General features: G+C 54.1%; 19 protein-coding genes. 7 read left to right on the plus strand and 12 right to left on the minus strand.

The genetic code is table 11. From position 1 onward, the window contains the following. Positions 1 to 224: 224 nt before the first annotated feature. A complete protein-coding gene (locus tag IE087_RS19605; protein WP_189371072.1) occupies positions 225 to 1,106 on the plus strand; it encodes a hypothetical protein in 882 nt (293 codons plus the stop codon). Between the two features lie 430 nt (positions 1,107 to 1,536). Next, complete coding sequence (locus tag IE087_RS23805) at positions 1,537 to 1,869, plus strand: dihydrofolate reductase family protein (RefSeq protein WP_373296539.1); 333 nt, start codon at positions 1,537 to 1,539, stop codon at positions 1,867 to 1,869. Here IE087_RS23805 and IE087_RS19615 read toward each other — a convergent pair. Continuing rightward, positions 1,826 to 2,248, minus strand: coding sequence for a hypothetical protein (locus IE087_RS19615; RefSeq protein ID WP_189371074.1), 423 nt, complete (start codon positions 2,246 to 2,248; stop codon positions 1,826 to 1,828). The genes IE087_RS23805 and IE087_RS19615 overlap by 44 nt on opposite strands. Before the next feature lie 11 nt (positions 2,249 to 2,259). Next, positions 2,260 to 2,607, minus strand: a complete 348-nt coding sequence (locus tag IE087_RS19620; RefSeq protein WP_189371075.1) for a VOC family protein — start codon at positions 2,605 to 2,607, stop codon at positions 2,260 to 2,262. An 87-nt stretch (positions 2,608 to 2,694) separates the two neighbouring features. Here IE087_RS19620 and IE087_RS19625 point away from each other — a divergent pair, with 87 nt between their 5' ends. Further along, entirely contained in the window at positions 2,695 to 3,132 is a 438-nt protein-coding gene (locus IE087_RS19625) for a winged helix-turn-helix transcriptional regulator (RefSeq protein ID WP_189371076.1), read from the plus strand. On the opposite strand, the gene IE087_RS19630 is transcribed toward IE087_RS19625, so the two are convergent. Then, positions 3,118 to 3,471 carry a winged helix-turn-helix transcriptional regulator gene (locus IE087_RS19630; RefSeq protein ID WP_189371077.1) on the minus strand — a complete coding sequence of 118 codons (354 nt, stop codon included), beginning with the start codon at positions 3,469 to 3,471 and terminating at the stop codon, positions 3,118 to 3,120. The two genes, IE087_RS19625 and IE087_RS19630, sit on opposite strands and share 15 nt — an antisense overlap. 115 nt (positions 3,472 to 3,586) lie before the next feature. On the opposite strand from IE087_RS19630, the gene IE087_RS19635 reads away from it, so the two are divergent. Continuing rightward, entirely contained in the window at positions 3,587 to 4,255 is a 669-nt protein-coding gene (locus IE087_RS19635; protein ID WP_189371078.1) for a glutathione S-transferase family protein, read from the plus strand. 11 nt (positions 4,256 to 4,266) lie between these two features. Next, positions 4,267 to 4,725, plus strand: coding sequence for an SRPBCC domain-containing protein (locus tag IE087_RS19640; protein WP_189371079.1), 459 nt, complete (start codon positions 4,267 to 4,269; stop codon positions 4,723 to 4,725). 70 nt (positions 4,726 to 4,795) lie between these two features. Here the strand turns inward: IE087_RS19640 and IE087_RS19645 are convergent, their stop codons facing one another. After that, positions 4,796 to 4,996 (minus strand): hypothetical protein, encoded by a 201-nt coding sequence (locus tag IE087_RS19645; protein ID WP_189371080.1) that lies wholly within the window; start codon positions 4,994 to 4,996, stop codon positions 4,796 to 4,798. A gap of 23 nt (positions 4,997 to 5,019) precedes the next feature. Here IE087_RS19645 and IE087_RS23810 point away from each other — a divergent pair, with 23 nt between their 5' ends. Both IE087_RS23810 and IE087_RS19660 read left to right on the plus strand, forming a co-directional pair. Next, entirely contained in the window at positions 5,020 to 5,412 is a 393-nt protein-coding gene (locus IE087_RS23810) for a hypothetical protein (RefSeq protein WP_373296538.1), read from the plus strand. Between the two features lie 1,171 nt (positions 5,413 to 6,583). Continuing rightward, positions 6,584 to 7,816 (plus strand): helix-turn-helix domain-containing protein, encoded by a 1,233-nt coding sequence (locus IE087_RS19660; RefSeq protein ID WP_189371083.1) that lies wholly within the window; start codon positions 6,584 to 6,586, stop codon positions 7,814 to 7,816. Positions 7,817 to 8,042: 226 nt separating this feature from the next. Here the strand turns inward: IE087_RS19660 and IE087_RS19665 are convergent, their stop codons facing one another. From IE087_RS19665 to IE087_RS19700, 8 genes are all read right to left on the minus strand, one after another. After that, complete coding sequence (locus IE087_RS19665) at positions 8,043 to 9,344, minus strand: surface lipoprotein assembly modifier (protein ID WP_189371084.1); 1,302 nt, start codon at positions 9,342 to 9,344, stop codon at positions 8,043 to 8,045. Positions 9,345 to 9,357: 13 nt separating this feature from the next. Further along, entirely contained in the window at positions 9,358 to 9,987 is a 630-nt protein-coding gene (locus IE087_RS19670; protein ID WP_189371085.1) for a hypothetical protein, read from the minus strand. 407 nt (positions 9,988 to 10,394) lie between these two features. Further along, a complete protein-coding gene (locus IE087_RS23815; RefSeq protein WP_189371086.1) occupies positions 10,395 to 10,640 on the minus strand; it encodes a hypothetical protein in 246 nt (81 codons plus the stop codon). 161 nt (positions 10,641 to 10,801) lie between these two features. Next, positions 10,802 to 11,404, minus strand: coding sequence for a DNA-3-methyladenine glycosylase I (locus IE087_RS19680; RefSeq protein ID WP_189371087.1), 603 nt, complete (start codon positions 11,402 to 11,404; stop codon positions 10,802 to 10,804). Continuing rightward, a complete protein-coding gene (locus IE087_RS19685; protein WP_189371088.1) occupies positions 11,401 to 11,697 on the minus strand; it encodes a YciI family protein in 297 nt (98 codons plus the stop codon). The genes IE087_RS19680 and IE087_RS19685 overlap by 4 nt, the downstream gene beginning before the upstream one ends. Positions 11,698 to 11,707: 10 nt before the next feature. Continuing rightward, positions 11,708 to 12,292, minus strand: coding sequence for a TetR/AcrR family transcriptional regulator (locus tag IE087_RS19690; RefSeq protein ID WP_189371089.1), 585 nt, complete (start codon positions 12,290 to 12,292; stop codon positions 11,708 to 11,710). 26 nt (positions 12,293 to 12,318) lie between these two features. Further along, positions 12,319 to 13,428, minus strand: coding sequence for an alkene reductase (locus IE087_RS19695; protein ID WP_189371090.1), 1,110 nt, complete (start codon positions 13,426 to 13,428; stop codon positions 12,319 to 12,321). Between the two features lie 465 nt (positions 13,429 to 13,893). Further along, the gene (locus IE087_RS19700; protein WP_189371091.1) at positions 13,894 to 14,460 is read right to left on the minus strand and encodes an STM3941 family protein; all 567 of its coding nucleotides are present in this window, start codon (positions 14,458 to 14,460) and stop codon (positions 13,894 to 13,896) included. Positions 14,461 to 14,987 lie beyond the last annotated feature (527 nt).

Raw genomic sequence — 14,987 nt, forward strand, 5'->3', positions numbered from 1 at the left:
CGCGACCAATTGAGTCAAAGATCTGTGACGTTCCACAGACCCTGTGCGATGACAGATAGTTTTGTGTTTTGGGACACATAGGTTTGAGTTTTTCCTCAAATCGTCGTTTTTGTCTTCCACTTGCTGCCAGCCAAGCCGCCTCCAGGAGTGTGGCTGTTCGACCAAGGGTATTCTCGTGCGCCAGAGGCGTGTTTGCCGCATAATCGCGGCGAAAGGGCGTTGTCATGGTCGAACATTCTCTTCCGTTGTCTGAGACAAATCTCACGATTTCTGATCGCCCAATCGTCGGAGGACAGGATGGAAGCCGGTTTAAATCCCGCGCCGAGGTTGTCGATGAGCAAGGGACGCGGACGCTCATTTACCTTGTCCCTCCGGATGACCCCGGACCTGCGCTGTCTCAAGACGTGATGGCAGCCCGTGAAGAGGCTGGGGCAGGGCAGATCATTCACCTGCGGTCTGACGCGAGAGTCGCCCTTGTGGCGCGCGGTCTCGGAGATGGGTTTCGATACCAAATGACCGACCGCACCGTTGCCATTGGTGCGCATCAGATTGCCATCATCGATTTGTGCCAACGCTTCCCGGTTGCGCGCCGAACGGGCTGGAACGACTTCCCTCTGAGCGGGCAGGATTTGCCGGCGTTTTTTGATACGGAGAGCTTTCTGAGCTGGTGGGATTTTGTGCCAGGCAAACAGCGGTTCGAAATGGTGAACGGGCAGGTGCACTTGGTTCCCAGACTACCACCCGCCGCCCAAAACGGGTTTCAAATGGAGAGTGAATTGAAAAGGTCGCTTCCACCGTCGTTCTTTGCCATTCCCAACATGCTGTTTCGTGCCGGCGCCTTGTCTGCTTTGCACGTGCCGGTCTCGATCTGCCGAAAGCCACTTGCGGACGGTTCTTTTGTGGATTCCGCGGCGGCGATGTACCGTGCGTGGGATGCACCGTCGAAACGCGTCGCACTGGATCGGGTCGCGCTGCTTCAAAACAGGTCGATACCGTGCGCCATTTTTGATCGTATCACTGGCGTGTGGAGGTCGGGCGATTGGTCCGCGATAGCGTCCGTTGATCTTGGTAAAGACAGCCTGAGCTTGAAAGGCTTACTGCCATGAACCAAGGCAGCTCGGCGGCCCAAAGCCGTCGTCCGCTGAAGAGTTTGGATGCTGCACTGCGGCCCGTCAGACCGGACCTTCCCCGCAGCAGCACAGTCCCCAAACTGTTGAATGACTGCACCCGCTCATTCGTTTGCAGACGACCGGCCGTAAGGTGCGCGAACTTGCGGTCCTGTCCTCTGCAACACTGGATGGGGTGATGCAGTCGCCAAGTATGCCCGAGGAAGACCCCTCGGGCGGCTTCACGCAAGGCAGTTGGACGGCCCCCTACTAGGACGATGTGATGCCGCACTTTGAGTACGTCGCCATGTCGAAACCTTACGACATATTCTTTGGTCGCAAGGCCTACGACATCTTTGCCGGATATTGGCCAAATGCGCCGCGTTCTGATCTTGGCGGTCGGTTAAATTCGGCGCTAAAGTGTGTGGTAATGTCGCACATTCTACCCCTGAGCTGGGAAAATTCGCATGCGTTGGACGGCGACATTGTGGTTGCTGTGCAAGAGTTGAAGGACCAAGACGGACCCCCTCTACAGATCCATGGCAGCTCTGCATTGATCCAAACGCTGCAAGCTCACGATCCAATTGACGCGTTTCGGATTTGGACGTTTCCGGTTGTCGTCGGCGCCGGAAAGCGTTTGTTCGATGGCACCGCTTCGCCGCGCAACTATACTGTTGTGCATGCCGAAACACTTGAAAATAGCGTAACGCATCAGTGCTTTAGGTGGGCGCGATTGATGCTCGTCCTGCCCCGTGAAAGATAACACCTAAAGCAAGTGCGAAGAGGCCAAACTGCAACCCTAAATAAATCGTTTCCATCAGGATATATGTGCCCGCATGCTGCACATTCTGCTTTGCCACCAGCGCCAGCACATGGCTTGTCCAAAAGAACAGTCCCAACAGCCCTGCGAACTTAATCGCCCGTGCAAAGCCTTCGCTACCCAGCTGGAACATAGGGTAAATTGCAGCCAACACCGCGCCTTGTACAACCATCGATGCTAAACCAACTGCGATGTTCGGCTCGCCGTCGAAATATCCAAAACTCATGTACCTGTCTTTGAACAGGAGCAGATGCCAAACAATTGCGAGGGGGAAAACAATCAGCGGATAGGCCACAGCAGCCAAGATTTGTTTTTTCAGCATGACGAACCTCATCACCCCTGGCTGCGCTTCCAGAGCGCCATTGGACTACCGCCTGGATCACGGATGAAACTGGCATCCCCCGCCGGACCCTTAACTTTTTCCACGACCACACTTGCACCGTTTTTGCGCGCACGGTCCGTCGCGGCATCCAAGTCGTCAACCTCGATATAGGGCACCCAGCCGGTGATCCCTTTCATCTCGTCACAGCTTGCGGCGAAAGGCATGTCGCCGCCTGTCTCGGTCAAAAAAGTCATCGTACCAATGTCCTTGGGCAGCCATCCAAACATTGATTGCAGGAACTCTGTCGTCTCTTGCGGATTGAGTGTCATGTTGTCGTACCAAACGAAGGGTGTAGGCATTTGTCTCTCCACTTGCAATTTGCAAGCAATTTGATACTTTGGTTGCTTGCATATTGCAAGTGCCTTGCAGTCCTCTATATCTGCGTCATGAATTCGGGCAAAAAACCTGACTGGAATGGATGCCCCACTCGCTATGCCGCTGGTATTGTGGGCGACAAATGGTGCTTTCTGTTGCTGAGAGATGTTCTACTGCACGGCAAACGCACTTATCGCGAGTTCCTCGCCTCGCCCGAGGGCATCTCTACCAATATTCTGGCGAACCGTCTTGCCAAGCTTGAGACGATGGGCATGTTGACCCGCGAACCCGACCCACGCAAAGCCAGCAGCGTTTGCTACTTTCCGACGAAGAAATCCAAGGACTTTCTTCCTGCCTTGGTCTCGATGATGGTTTGGGCAACGCAGCACGACGAGGTAACCGAGGCGCCCGCCTCTTTTGCAGAAAGCTATTCCAACGATCCTGCCGGGACCATCGCGTGGTACGAGGCCGAGATCGAGCGCGTTGATCGGGCGCTACGATCCAGCTGATCGATTGACCCACCAGTCGTGCATCGATGTGAAGACCGGGGCCAGCGCCATTCCATCCGCGCTGGCTGAGTATTCAACCCTTGGCGGCACCTCGGCATAAATCTTTCGGGTGACTAGCCCGTCGGTTTCTAGCGCGCGCAACTGGTTGGTCAGCATAGTCTGGGTGATCCCATCGATAGACCTGCGCAATTCGCCAAACCGCTTGGTGCCCTGAAAGATCAGAATCTGCAGAATAAGCAGCTTCCATTTGCCGCCAATCATCCCAATGGCCCGTGGTGCTGGGCACGCGCCTTCGCCTGCGACACGCGTTTGAGCCGGATCAGCAAGAGCCTCAGACATCTCATTTTCCTCAATAGTATCATTTTTGATAGTATAGCAAAAAATTCTGCCTACTTTTCAGATCATACCGCCCTGGATATGTCTCTGCAAACACCCACCGACAGAGGAAGCGATCATGTCCCTGGAAATTTGGACCGTAAGCGGCGCCCCCAGTCCCTGGCGCGCGGCCCTTGGAATGGCCTTCAAAGGCCTCGACTACAACGTCAACCTGCTGTCCGCCGCACAGAAGGAACACAAATCCGATGCCTATCTCGCCATCAATCCACGCGGCACGGTTCCGACCGTGAAAAACGGCGACACGACCCTCAGCCAATCGGTTGCTATCCTGGCCTGGCTGGACCGAGAATATCCGGCCGCGCCCCTGTTCGGGGACTCCCCGCAAGACGCAGGCCTCATCTGGCAGCGCACCATGGAAATCTTTGACTACTTGCCCGACACCACAAGCGGTATTCTTTCCCCGATTTTCTTCCAAGGTATCGGCGAAGCCACAGACGAGCTGAAAGTCGCCAGTGAAAGACTTCAAGACGAACTTGCGCACCTGACCGGCATCCTGGTCGATGCACCTTTCCTGTCAGGTGCACGCCCAGGTGCAGCAGACGCCGTCGCATTCCCGCATGTGCGTCTGATCCAACGTGCCATGGAGACGAAACCTGAGATCATGCGAGCCCTCGGCTTACCGGACCTTGCGACCGTATCAGGCGAAATCGCAGATTGGGTGCAACGGATCGAAGCCCTTCCGAAAGTCGCCGAAACCTTTCCGCCCCACTGGGCCGAAGCCGCTTAAGGACAATCCAGATGACAGCACACAGTTACGCAAAATCCATAGACGTCCAAGCACACCCTTCTGCCGCGTTCAAGGCGGTCACTGAGGGGGTCGCACACTGGTGGACCCGCCCCGATCAACCTCTAACCAACATCGGGGATCGCGCGAAATTTACCTTCCCACCCGGCGTGTCTTACTGGACGTTCGAGTTGACCAGCACGCAGCAACCGACACGCGTCGAGTGGACCTGCGTGGATGCTCTGCACATTCATGAAGGCCAACCAAAGGAAATCGAAACCGAGTGGCTCAACACCAAGGTGCTTTGGAAAATCACCGAACAGGGAAAAGGCTCCAGAGTTGAGCTGCGGCACCAAGGTCTCACGCCCGAACTGTTATGCTATGATGTTTGTGAGGCGGGCTGGGACATGTTTTTTCTGGGCAGCCTCAAGCAATACCTCGACACTGGGCAAGGCACGCCTCACCAAGGATAAAGCCGGGCCATGAGCCGAAGAAGATGAATTTGGTCATCACTCAGCGCCACAGAAGCATGAAAGCGCAGGTTCAGGCTGTCACTGTGTGTGTAGACGGATGGCTGGTCTGTGCGCTTTGCTCGCCAGTGGTGGCCAAAGAAATGGATGTCGGACCCAGCGTAACAGCAGCAGGCGGCCAGACTGAAAATACGACGATTGTGATCAAAAGCCTGTCGATGGCCAGCTTTGGATCGCAAATCTCGACCGCGCCCACCGCGATTTTCGCCGGCATCCACCTCCAAGACTTGTCACAGTTTGATTGCGCTTGAAAGTGGACTGGCTGCACCCCGAACGGCGTTGCCCGAAGTAACCGGGCAGGAAACCAGGGTCACACCCTTCATCCTGCACTCCAAAATTCGGTCGACTTTGTGGCAGACCATCGTCCGAAACACCAGGCAAAGCGCAATGTCCGACGGACTGAAAAGCTTTGGCTATGGAGATGCGAATGTGGGCGGCATCGACCATCTCATCACCTATTGGCTGAACGACACACTCGAAATTTCTGCGCTGGAAAAAATCGAATTCCTGTCGAAACTCGCGTTGGAACTCTTGCCGCAGTCCGAAACCACATGTGCAGCGGCGCGTGACATTGTGATGAGTGACACGCGCGCCAATTGGACGAAGCGGTCCAAAACCGGCTGGCGCTAAAGCAAGATGGACATGTACATCGGTTGGTGCGTTGGTTAACTGGAATCCGCAAGTGAAACGTATGTCTCGCCCTGAGCATTGACATGCCTGACACACGGTTTCTTTCGAAGAGAAAAGCAGTTGCATACAGAGTGCTGAAAGACATCCGCGCCTTTGACTACGCTTGAGAACGGCCCATTCCGAACCTTGGACGTGCCGTCCGATCCTGCGCCGCAGTCTCCCGGAAGCGGGGTTGAAGAGTGGCGGCCATTCATCATTACTCCCGGCAAAAAACCCACCAAAACCACAAAGCTTTTGTCGGTTTTTTGTCATCGCTAAGGGATTCATCTGGAGCTGCCCAGTGCACACGGTCAAAAACGAACGTTTTAGCGCACGGGTTCCGGGAAAGGGCTATTGTCCCCCTGCCCAATGATAGTGCGTCGGCTGAGCGCGCAGCACACAGGGTCGCCACTGCTCAAAGCCATGTCAACTTCTATGACTGTTCCTGGTCTCTCTACCCATACTGATCGTGCAAGAATTAAGCATTTTTGCCACCGGCTGAATCGACCATATTCACCGCCAACATGTCTTATCAAAGTGCTTCCATCGGCAAGTTCGCTCCCCATGGGATCTCGCACGATCGGTCCGTGAACCTGAAACCTGTTTTGCTGTGGGCAGCGATGGCTCTCGTGCAATTGTGATGTGGATCGACCGCAAGAGCGATGATACCGCTGGCAAACAGTTCCTCGATGCGCCGCGCGATGAATGCCGAACCATGACCGAGCATAGTCGGGTCGTCAATGAACTGATCCAACCTTCGCGAACGGGTCGGGAGGCTCGGGAAGTGGTGTCCCTCCCGCGAATGGACGTCATGGTCTCGAATAAATGCGAAGGGTGATCCGTCGGTTTCAACGATCCACATTGCGACGTGGGGGCATTTAAGCTTGTCGGCAGTGTAGAGGGTATCAATGGTCCCACCATTCGATCACATGCGGTTCGGGCCAGAGCGTGCAAATCAAACAGTTACCTTCCACCTGCAGTAGGCGGAATTTCTCTTATTGGTGTGTAGACGGTGCACTTGCGCCGTCGGTGCGCGTTGTGAGTCTAAGGCCCTTCGCATAATTCTCAGTCATGCAGCCAAGAAACTCGGACTTTTGGGATTGCGGCTCCATTCTTTCAAGGGATGCTGTTCATGACTCCTGATTTGTCGATCTACATCTTTGCTATCCAACTTGCGGGGTTCGCGGTCGGTTCGATTGCCGCACTTACCTTTTTTCTCCAGCGTCATTTGAGCCGGGTCTACAGCATGTCGTCTTGCTTGCTATTGGCCTTTCTTCTCAGCCAATTATTTGAATTGTCAAAGGCTGTTTTCCCAGATTTACCATTTGAGTGGCGCCAAGCAGTTCATATGGTGTCTTATGCCAGCGCTGTGTTCGTTGGACCCGTTTTCCTGTTTCAGGTTTGGCTTTTAACCCGTCAAGGCGATGCTCTGCGTCGTACCGCCGTGCTGAGACACCTTGTTCTTCCGGCCTTTGCAGTCGTGGCGACCATGACCTTTTTGCTAGTACCTGTCGAGTTGCGCCAGGCAATTGACGTTACCGGATTGTTTGAGGAGAGGCCCGACTATCTTATCCTACACGTCATGGTCCTTCTCGCACTGGAGCCGGTCGTTTACCTGCAATGGCTGGTGTATGCCGCTCTTGTCTTTTTGGCACAACGGCGCCATGCGGCTCAGCTCAAACATGTCTTCGCGAGCACTGAAAAGTACGAGTTGTTCTGGGTTATTGGAATAGCCGGTGTTCTTGCATTGTACGCGCTCGGTTGTCTGCTGTCGTTCGTAAATAGGACATTTGGCATTGGCCTGTTGGTGCATCCGGTGCTCGACAGTGCGACCGTCCTGCTTTTTGTCGTGCTGCTGACCGCACGTGGCTTGCGTCAAGCGCCCGGGCTGCATGCAAAACAACGCGCCGCGACACTTTCAGCTGATACTGATCAGACCGTAGCAAAGTATTCTAGAAGCGCTTTGGCATCGGAACATGCGAAACGGATTGCCCGCAAACTGCACTATGCAATGCAGACCGAGACTTTGTATCGAGATCCGAACCTTTCGTTGACTAAGCTTTCGCAACATATTGGCTCATCTTCGAACTATGTGTCTCAAACGTTGAATGAACATATCAACCAGTCATTCTTTGATTTCGTGAACTGGTGGCGGATAGAAGAAGCAAAATCTACAGTTCTAAATGCCGATGTAAGCATACGCGACACGGTCTACGCTGTGGGCTTCAACTCTCGATCAGCCTTCTACACTGCATTCAAAAAGCACACCGGACAGACCCCTTCTAAATTCCGATCGCAGGCAGATTTGTCATCTTGCGAGGTCACTAGTTCCACCAGACCACTTGGGCGCATTGCTTCTACATAGTGGTTAACCGATCTTTGGTTTGGATTGACCAATCGATTGGTGCAGGCTTGGTTTCGGTCATCACACAGCTGGTTGGGCATAGTCTTGGTATGCGCTTCGTGTCCAAAGCAAAACTGACCGCGAACAAAATCAAGATAAACAGCGGGGGAGCACCATGCCAAGACAGCGGCAGTGGTATCATTTCCTGTTGACCGCTGTAGAGCGGTTTGGAAAGAAAAGTCTTTACTCAGAATCTGCGAGTGACACCGATTGTGCATTCGTTCACGGAATGCTCATAAAATGCGACGTTGCTGCCCGTGTCGCCAAAGGTACATGTCAGTGTCGGGGCAAATGCGCCGACCCGCAGCGCATCGTGACGCACTGTCAAATTGAGGCGGACAAAATCATCTTGTCTGGCCACTCCCGCCAAAGGGAACTCAGCATCAAATGCCCGCTGGCCAACTTCAACCTGCGCGCCTGCGTGCAAGCCGCCTGACCAACTTCTAGACCTGCCTAGAAAGACAGAATGTTCGGCGTAGCGTTGATGTGCCTGTTCTGGATGCGCGATCCTTAGTCGTGCTCCAAGCGTGATCGTCCCGTGTGAAGCGACGCGGTCAAAGCCGAATTGAAGCGCGTATAGCGGCCCGTCCTGCATTTTGAGATATGAAAAGTCGCGGTGCTCTACGCTGCCTGACAAAAAAAGACTGTAGTTCGATGAAATACGCCGTGTCAGATTTCCGCCGAGGCCGATTGCCGTATTGTCACTGTCATCTCCGCGATAGGTAAGGCGTGTGAACGGACCAAAAGCCCACACTTGGTCTGCGGTCAGTCTTCCGAACTCTAGACGCCCAGACAGTGTTGCACGGTCATATTCGGTCGATTTGAATTTGCGGCCAGAGATTCCCCAAGTGAACGTCCAGCGCAGGTCGTTTGATGATTGCCATTTGTGGACTCCATGCAAGCCAAGTTCAACGCCAGTGCCTGTCTCGGCCCGACTGGTAATGTTGAACGAGGGTATGTCGGGCACGCCTGGATGGAACACCGTTTCGGAGCTACCTCGATTGACGTTGCTTGATGCAACAACGGCAAAGCGCGCAGACAACGAAAACGGCCTGCGATTATTGATTTCATCAAGAAAGATGATGTAGCCGCGTCGTTGAATTGCATCTTTGTCAATGCGCAGCAACTGTCGGAAGTGGTGCGTTGATCCCCGGTAGTCTGAGACTAGTAAGAGGGTATGCGCGAGTTCCCTCTTTGCATTCAAATAGGATGGATCGCGGCGCAGCACTTCGCGAAAGGCCTGAATTGCGCTCTGATATGCTCCGCTTGCCTTCGCCACCCGCCCTTCAAAAAACAGCCAATCCGTTTCTGACGGGTCGAACTGGGACATGATGGCGCGCGCTTGGTTAACGCGACCTTGAGCGATCAATTGAACGATGTCCGCATCGGTGATTGCGGCAGATGGCGATGCCCAGAAAAAAACAGCTACGAGCGCGGCGGCGTAGCGCCGCGGTCGTACACGGGCAGATAGAATGTGCTTTGCTGTCATTTAATCGGACGTACTATTGCCGGTCGGCGATGATGCCGCCGCCCAGAACCGCATCGGGTGTTCGACCGGCAAATGCTGTCACCGCGCGCGTATCTCCGATCACGCCGATCATGTCCGCGTTCACACCGCGGAACGTGGCCTGGCCGCCAACCGTCTGTCCACTGATGGTACCATCGACAACCAGTCCATCGGCGCCGCCACGCAGAGACCCGGCGTTGAAATCGGCGTTCAGGGTTATGTTACCCGTCTGCTTTATAGTTTCATTGCGATCAGCATAGCCTAAAGAGTATTCGCCTTGATAGACCGCTGTCGCCACGGTCGGAACTGCACCAGGGTTACTTGTTGGGCGGATCCCGGCCACAGCGCGGAACTCGTTGCGGCCTTCGATGCTGCCAATTTGGTAAGCGAAGCCGCTCACCCCGCCGATATCTGAAACCGTTGCGGAATCACTGACGCCGGATGTTCCTGGACGGAAGTTTTGATCCGGCAAAGAGCCATCCGGGTTCAGAACGACGAGCGCGCTTGATGTCGTTGCGCCTGCGTCAATGCCGGGGCCGGTTTGAAAGTCAGTGCTCGAACTCGAGCACGCTGAAACAGCAACGACGGCACAGAGCATAGCGACGTGCGAAGCATGAAGCTGCATTATCTATCTCCTTGGTAATCAACACGCTTGTTTGTTCAAATCTGCGCCATGTATTCTGAAAGGGGCGATGCAGAGTAACGTCTCAATGATAAGCTACTGTGCCGCGTGGATTGTCCGGATCGACAGGCGCGCACGCCCAAATGTCCAATCCTATACGCCCGGACAGTCTGAAGACATCTCTTTGCAGCGGCACCTGCCAAAACAAAGCGGGCCGCGAGGCCGTATTGGCCACCCGCCGTCCTCAACTTTGTCTTCAGATTGGAGAGCTTCGAATGAGCTATCCGCCAAAGTCATCCAGCATGATGTTTTCCCGATCAACACCAAGCTCAAACAGCATTTGATGCAGGACGAGCTTATGATGCACGGGCCGCTCAAGTATTATTCGCAGCCCTCAGGTGCAAAGTGGTTCATACGGTATTGGTCATACAGGACACTGTTGATGAAGCTGGTGCACCCTTCCAGCCATGCTCCGGCATGGCATCCGGCACCGCTGAGTAAAAAGTGAAGTTTGGACACTCCTTGGCCAGTTTGTCGAAGTCCTCGACACAGACTGTTTCACGCTTGGAGCGGGTACCGTGTAAGAAGCTCATCTTGCGATCCGGGTTCTTAAGCCGCTCGAGCTGATCAATGACATGACTGTGCATCAGAGCCATGCCAGCAACACCATTTCCTTTTAAGTGTTGCGGGCAAAGAATTCACCGAACGGGTCGGGTAGCCGCCGTTCGCTGCACCAGCGAAAACCTGGAAGTGACATGGCGGAAAAGACACCAATTCCTTGCTGCTGCACCAAAGTCTGCTTCGGCATTGACTTGGTTCAGGGCCTTTGAAAGTTGCGCCGGGCTTCATCGACTGCTGCACGCATGATGCAGCCTTCGCTATGATCGTTAATCAACCCCATTGCTTGCATAAATGCAAAGGTCGTCGTCGGCCCTAGAAATTGCCACCCCCGCCTCTTTAGTTCGCGCGCGAGTGCAATAGAGGTTTCGCTTGTGGATTGCGTTTGGGGCGGACCGAGTTCAGACGGCTCAGGCTCAAAACTCCAGAAAAAGGCTGCCAGTGATCCTTCTTCATCAACCATTTCCAGCGCGCGTGCCGCGTTGTTGATCACAGCGGCGACTTTTCCCCGATGGCGCACTATGTTTGTGTCGCTCAGCAGCCGATCCATGTCACTCGCGCCGTAGCGAGCAATCTTGTGAAAGTCGAAGCCATCGAAGGCCGCGCGAAACCCGTCACGTTTGTTTAGGATGGTTCGCCAGCTTAGCCCTGATTGGAAGCTTTCAAGGCATAGTTTTTCAAACAGCCGGATGTCGTCCGAGACTGGGAACCCCCACTCATGGTCATGGTAGTCTAGAAATTCCGGCGCCGACCCGGCCCATTTGCATCTGGTTCGCCCGTCTGGCCCGATGTAGTCATTCATGTTGCAGCTTCGGAAAACAAAGATAACCGGGGATCTGTGCGAGCAGGAGCAACCTCTTGGATGTGGGGTGTTGCAATTCCTTCGGTCACAAACGGGTCTTCGGCAACGCGTTTCTCTATCGAAGTGATATCAGTTCCACTTGCTAAAATGGCCCCGCCACCCTGAGGTTTGAGGCTGCCGACTAAGAGAAAAACCCCGTCGTCGAAACCCTGAGCGATCCAAGCCTTGTGGGCGGCCATAAAGTCAGGCGCTTTCGATCTCTGCTCAGTGAGTGTCAGTGTAATGATGTACATGTTCAGCCTTTCAGTCTTTCTTTGCATTCTGGTCAGCCACAGCGTCGAGCCATGCGATCATCTGATTGACCTCGTTTTCAAGGAATGGCTCGTTCGGGTAGGCGTTGGCCAATGTGGCCGCCCCTTGACTGCGCGCGAGAATGTGCATCGCGAGCGCGTCGGCATCGTGCGGCCGTCCCATGTCCTCAAAACGACGGCGCAACCAGATGCGAAACAGATCAAAAAGCTTCCTTGCACCGGACTCGCTTGGATGATGCAGTTTCGCCAGTTCCGAAAACAAGGTGCCCACCGGACATCCGAATGATCGGATTTTCTTGTTGTTCATCAGCAATATGCCAATGAAGCTTGCGACGCATTGCTTGGGTGTCTGACGGTCATCAACCCAGTCATTGAGCATGTCGTGGCGATCCTTGATGCGACGTTCAATGACCGCATCAAGAATCTGGTCTTTTGTTTTGAAGTGGTAATAAAAATTACCCCGCGAAATGCCGACTGCCTTGGCGACATCCGCAAATGACGTCGCTTCGAAACCACGTTCATAGAACAACCTGTCGGCTGAGGTGATGATCTTTTCGCGTGTTGCAGATGCCGCCATTTTTGGTCCTTTCGATGTACGCAATCCTAAGCCGCTGACGGCAAATCAGCACTTGCGAAAGGGTAGTCATTATATCCCATCTCGCCGCCCATATAGAATGTTGATTTGTCGATGGTATTCAAAGGCAGACCATCGCGAAACCGCCGGACAAGGTCGGGATTTGCTAGAAACGGCGCGCCGAACGCAACAAGATCAGCATGGCCCGCTTGAATCGCAGTCTCAGCGCGGTCTTTGCTATACCCGTTGTTCGCGATGTAGGTGCCTCGAAACAGTGCGCGCAGCCTGTTGTAGTCCACCGCCCTTGGCGCTCCTTCTATATGCCCCCCGGTATCCATGCTGGCTTCGGTGACATGCAAATATCCCAAGCCGCGGTCGGCAATGGCTGCGACAATCTTTTCAAAGTTCACCTGCGGGCTGGAGTCGCTCATGTCGTTGAAACTGTTTTCGGGAGAGAGTTTCAGGCCAATGCGCTCCGCCGGATAAACGGTTATGACTGCATCAAGGATTTCCTGCAGAAATCGCACCCTCTTCTCTACGTTCCCACCATAGCCGTCCGTGCGCCTGTTCGTCCCATCTCGAAGGAATTGGTCGATCAGGTATCCGTTTGCACCGTGGATTTCCACACCATCAAATCCTGCGTCTTGCGCATTTTTCGCAGCGTGGTGGAACTGACCGACAACACCGGCAATCTCCGATACCTCAAGCTGCCGAGGCGTTTCGAACTCCTTGTAGCCATTTGCTGTGAACGCGAAACCACTGGGCTTTTGGGCCGACGGAGCGACAGGCAACGCTCCCTCTTCCTGATGTGAGGGGTGTGAAATACGACCACAATGCTGCAGCTGCGCAAACATGCGGCCACCTTTTGACCGAACAGAATTCATGACCCGCAACCAACCTGCTGCCTGCTGCGGGGTGAAAATACCCGGCGTGTTCGGGTAACCGACGCCTTGTTGAGATACCGGCGCAGATTCTGAAATGATGAGTCCCGCAGTTGCCCGGTCTCCGTAGTGTTCAACCATCAGCTGGCTCGGAATGCCGTCCTCCATGGCCCTGCTCCGAGACATCGGTGCCATTACCATTCGGTTTGGAAGTTCAAGGCTTCCCAATGTGGCCGGTGAGAAGAGGTCATATGTCATTTGGTGTCCCGTCTATGATTCTAGGTCATTTGTCCTATCGCCATGATTGGGACAATTGTCCCAATTCGTCAAGCGGGTTTTTTGCTTGCCGGAGTTTCACAGGGAGTTTGTTTACGCGCCGAGAAGAGATATTCGGGGACTCGGCGTCGCTGACGGGGTTATGAAACCGGTGGGCGACCAACAAATGCGAAGTTGGCTGCATTGCAATGGGTTGGGAGCGTGAGCTTGTTGCGGTTATGAGAGCGAGCACAGCATCCTAGGTGTCGTGGGATCGAGGGCCGGGACCGACGGCGCGTTGCGGACGTCAAACCAGCCTGCAGGATGCTGCGGTCTTGCCCGTATTGCTGCCGTTCGCTGTAGCTGCAGGATCGGTGACGCTGGTAACAAGACTGATGGTTTGTTGAATGTCGGTCGATGAAAAGGACAGCCCACCAAGAAATACGCGCACAGACTTTTACCGCTTCGCTACTTCGTGTCGTCTGTTGCCGTTGGATTGTATTCTGATAGATGCTTCTGAAACAGCAAGCCGAGCTCAGAAAAGGAGATGTTCAAGTCCGCGGACACGACGTAAATCCCATCGAGGCCAAATAGCTTGTTAGGCCACCTTGTTGTCTGACCGAGAGTAGTGAGTTTGTTGCGCTGCATTGCTTCATCAGTCAACTGAATACGAAGCATGGAAGTTCCTCTGTGGGACCACACCGAAATTCGCGAGACTTCACTCCAAGGTACTTCCTGTGCAAGAGCGCGCTTGTCCCAGAAGCCTTGCGGTGACAGTTCAACCGGCTTGTGGTGTCCAAAGATGAGGCGATTGATTGCAACGAGCAAGCATAACCCGAAGAACACGGTGCCAATCCAGCCCCAGTATAAAGTTGCCTCACCATGACGAGAGTCCACTGCACCTCCCATAATCATCCAAACACCAATAGCCACAAAGGCTGCGCCAATGGCCGCAAGTGCGATGAGCTTGGAAACTGATCTCTGAAGTACAGTGTGATCCTGGATCGTTGCGTTCACTTTTGGTTTGCGTCTCATAATTTGCCAACATTGGTAGCTGACACGTGCCAGATCAAAAAGTAGTTTCTAATTGGCGCACTGGTCATGAATGGCGGGTCCTGTCTTAGTCAGCCTTTGATATCGCAGGTAAGCTGTTTCCGCAGAATGCTGCGCGAGCATAGTAAGGTAAAATGGGCTCGAACCTGACCTTGGCCGCGCATCGTGCTGCCGCGCATCGTGCTGATGTCACTCGCGTTTTTTAGCCGAAACCGGACATTCGATCTCGGGACTGCGCTTGTCGGTCAGCGGGGTCGAGCGCGCTTTCGCTGGGCGTACACAAATGTCAACCATGTGAAATTCGGCCAAGATGGCAACGTCCGTTTTCAGCAATTGTTTTCGTAGACAATCGTTCTTCCGCTCACCCCCACTGACAAGAGCAGTGACGCCTCTGGGTCTGCGAAGGCACGTGTCGCGTGTCAAGCATCGGGTGTTTTGCCGAGTTTCTGGTGTCGGATTTTGTGTTTTTTGTCCGTCCCGATCAATCCGGACGCATCGCACGGTCAATT

Origin of the sequence: Tateyamaria omphalii, assembly GCF_014651375.1 — a bacterium.
GTDB classification, from domain to species: Bacteria; Pseudomonadota; Alphaproteobacteria; order Rhodobacterales; family Rhodobacteraceae; genus Tateyamaria; species Tateyamaria omphalii.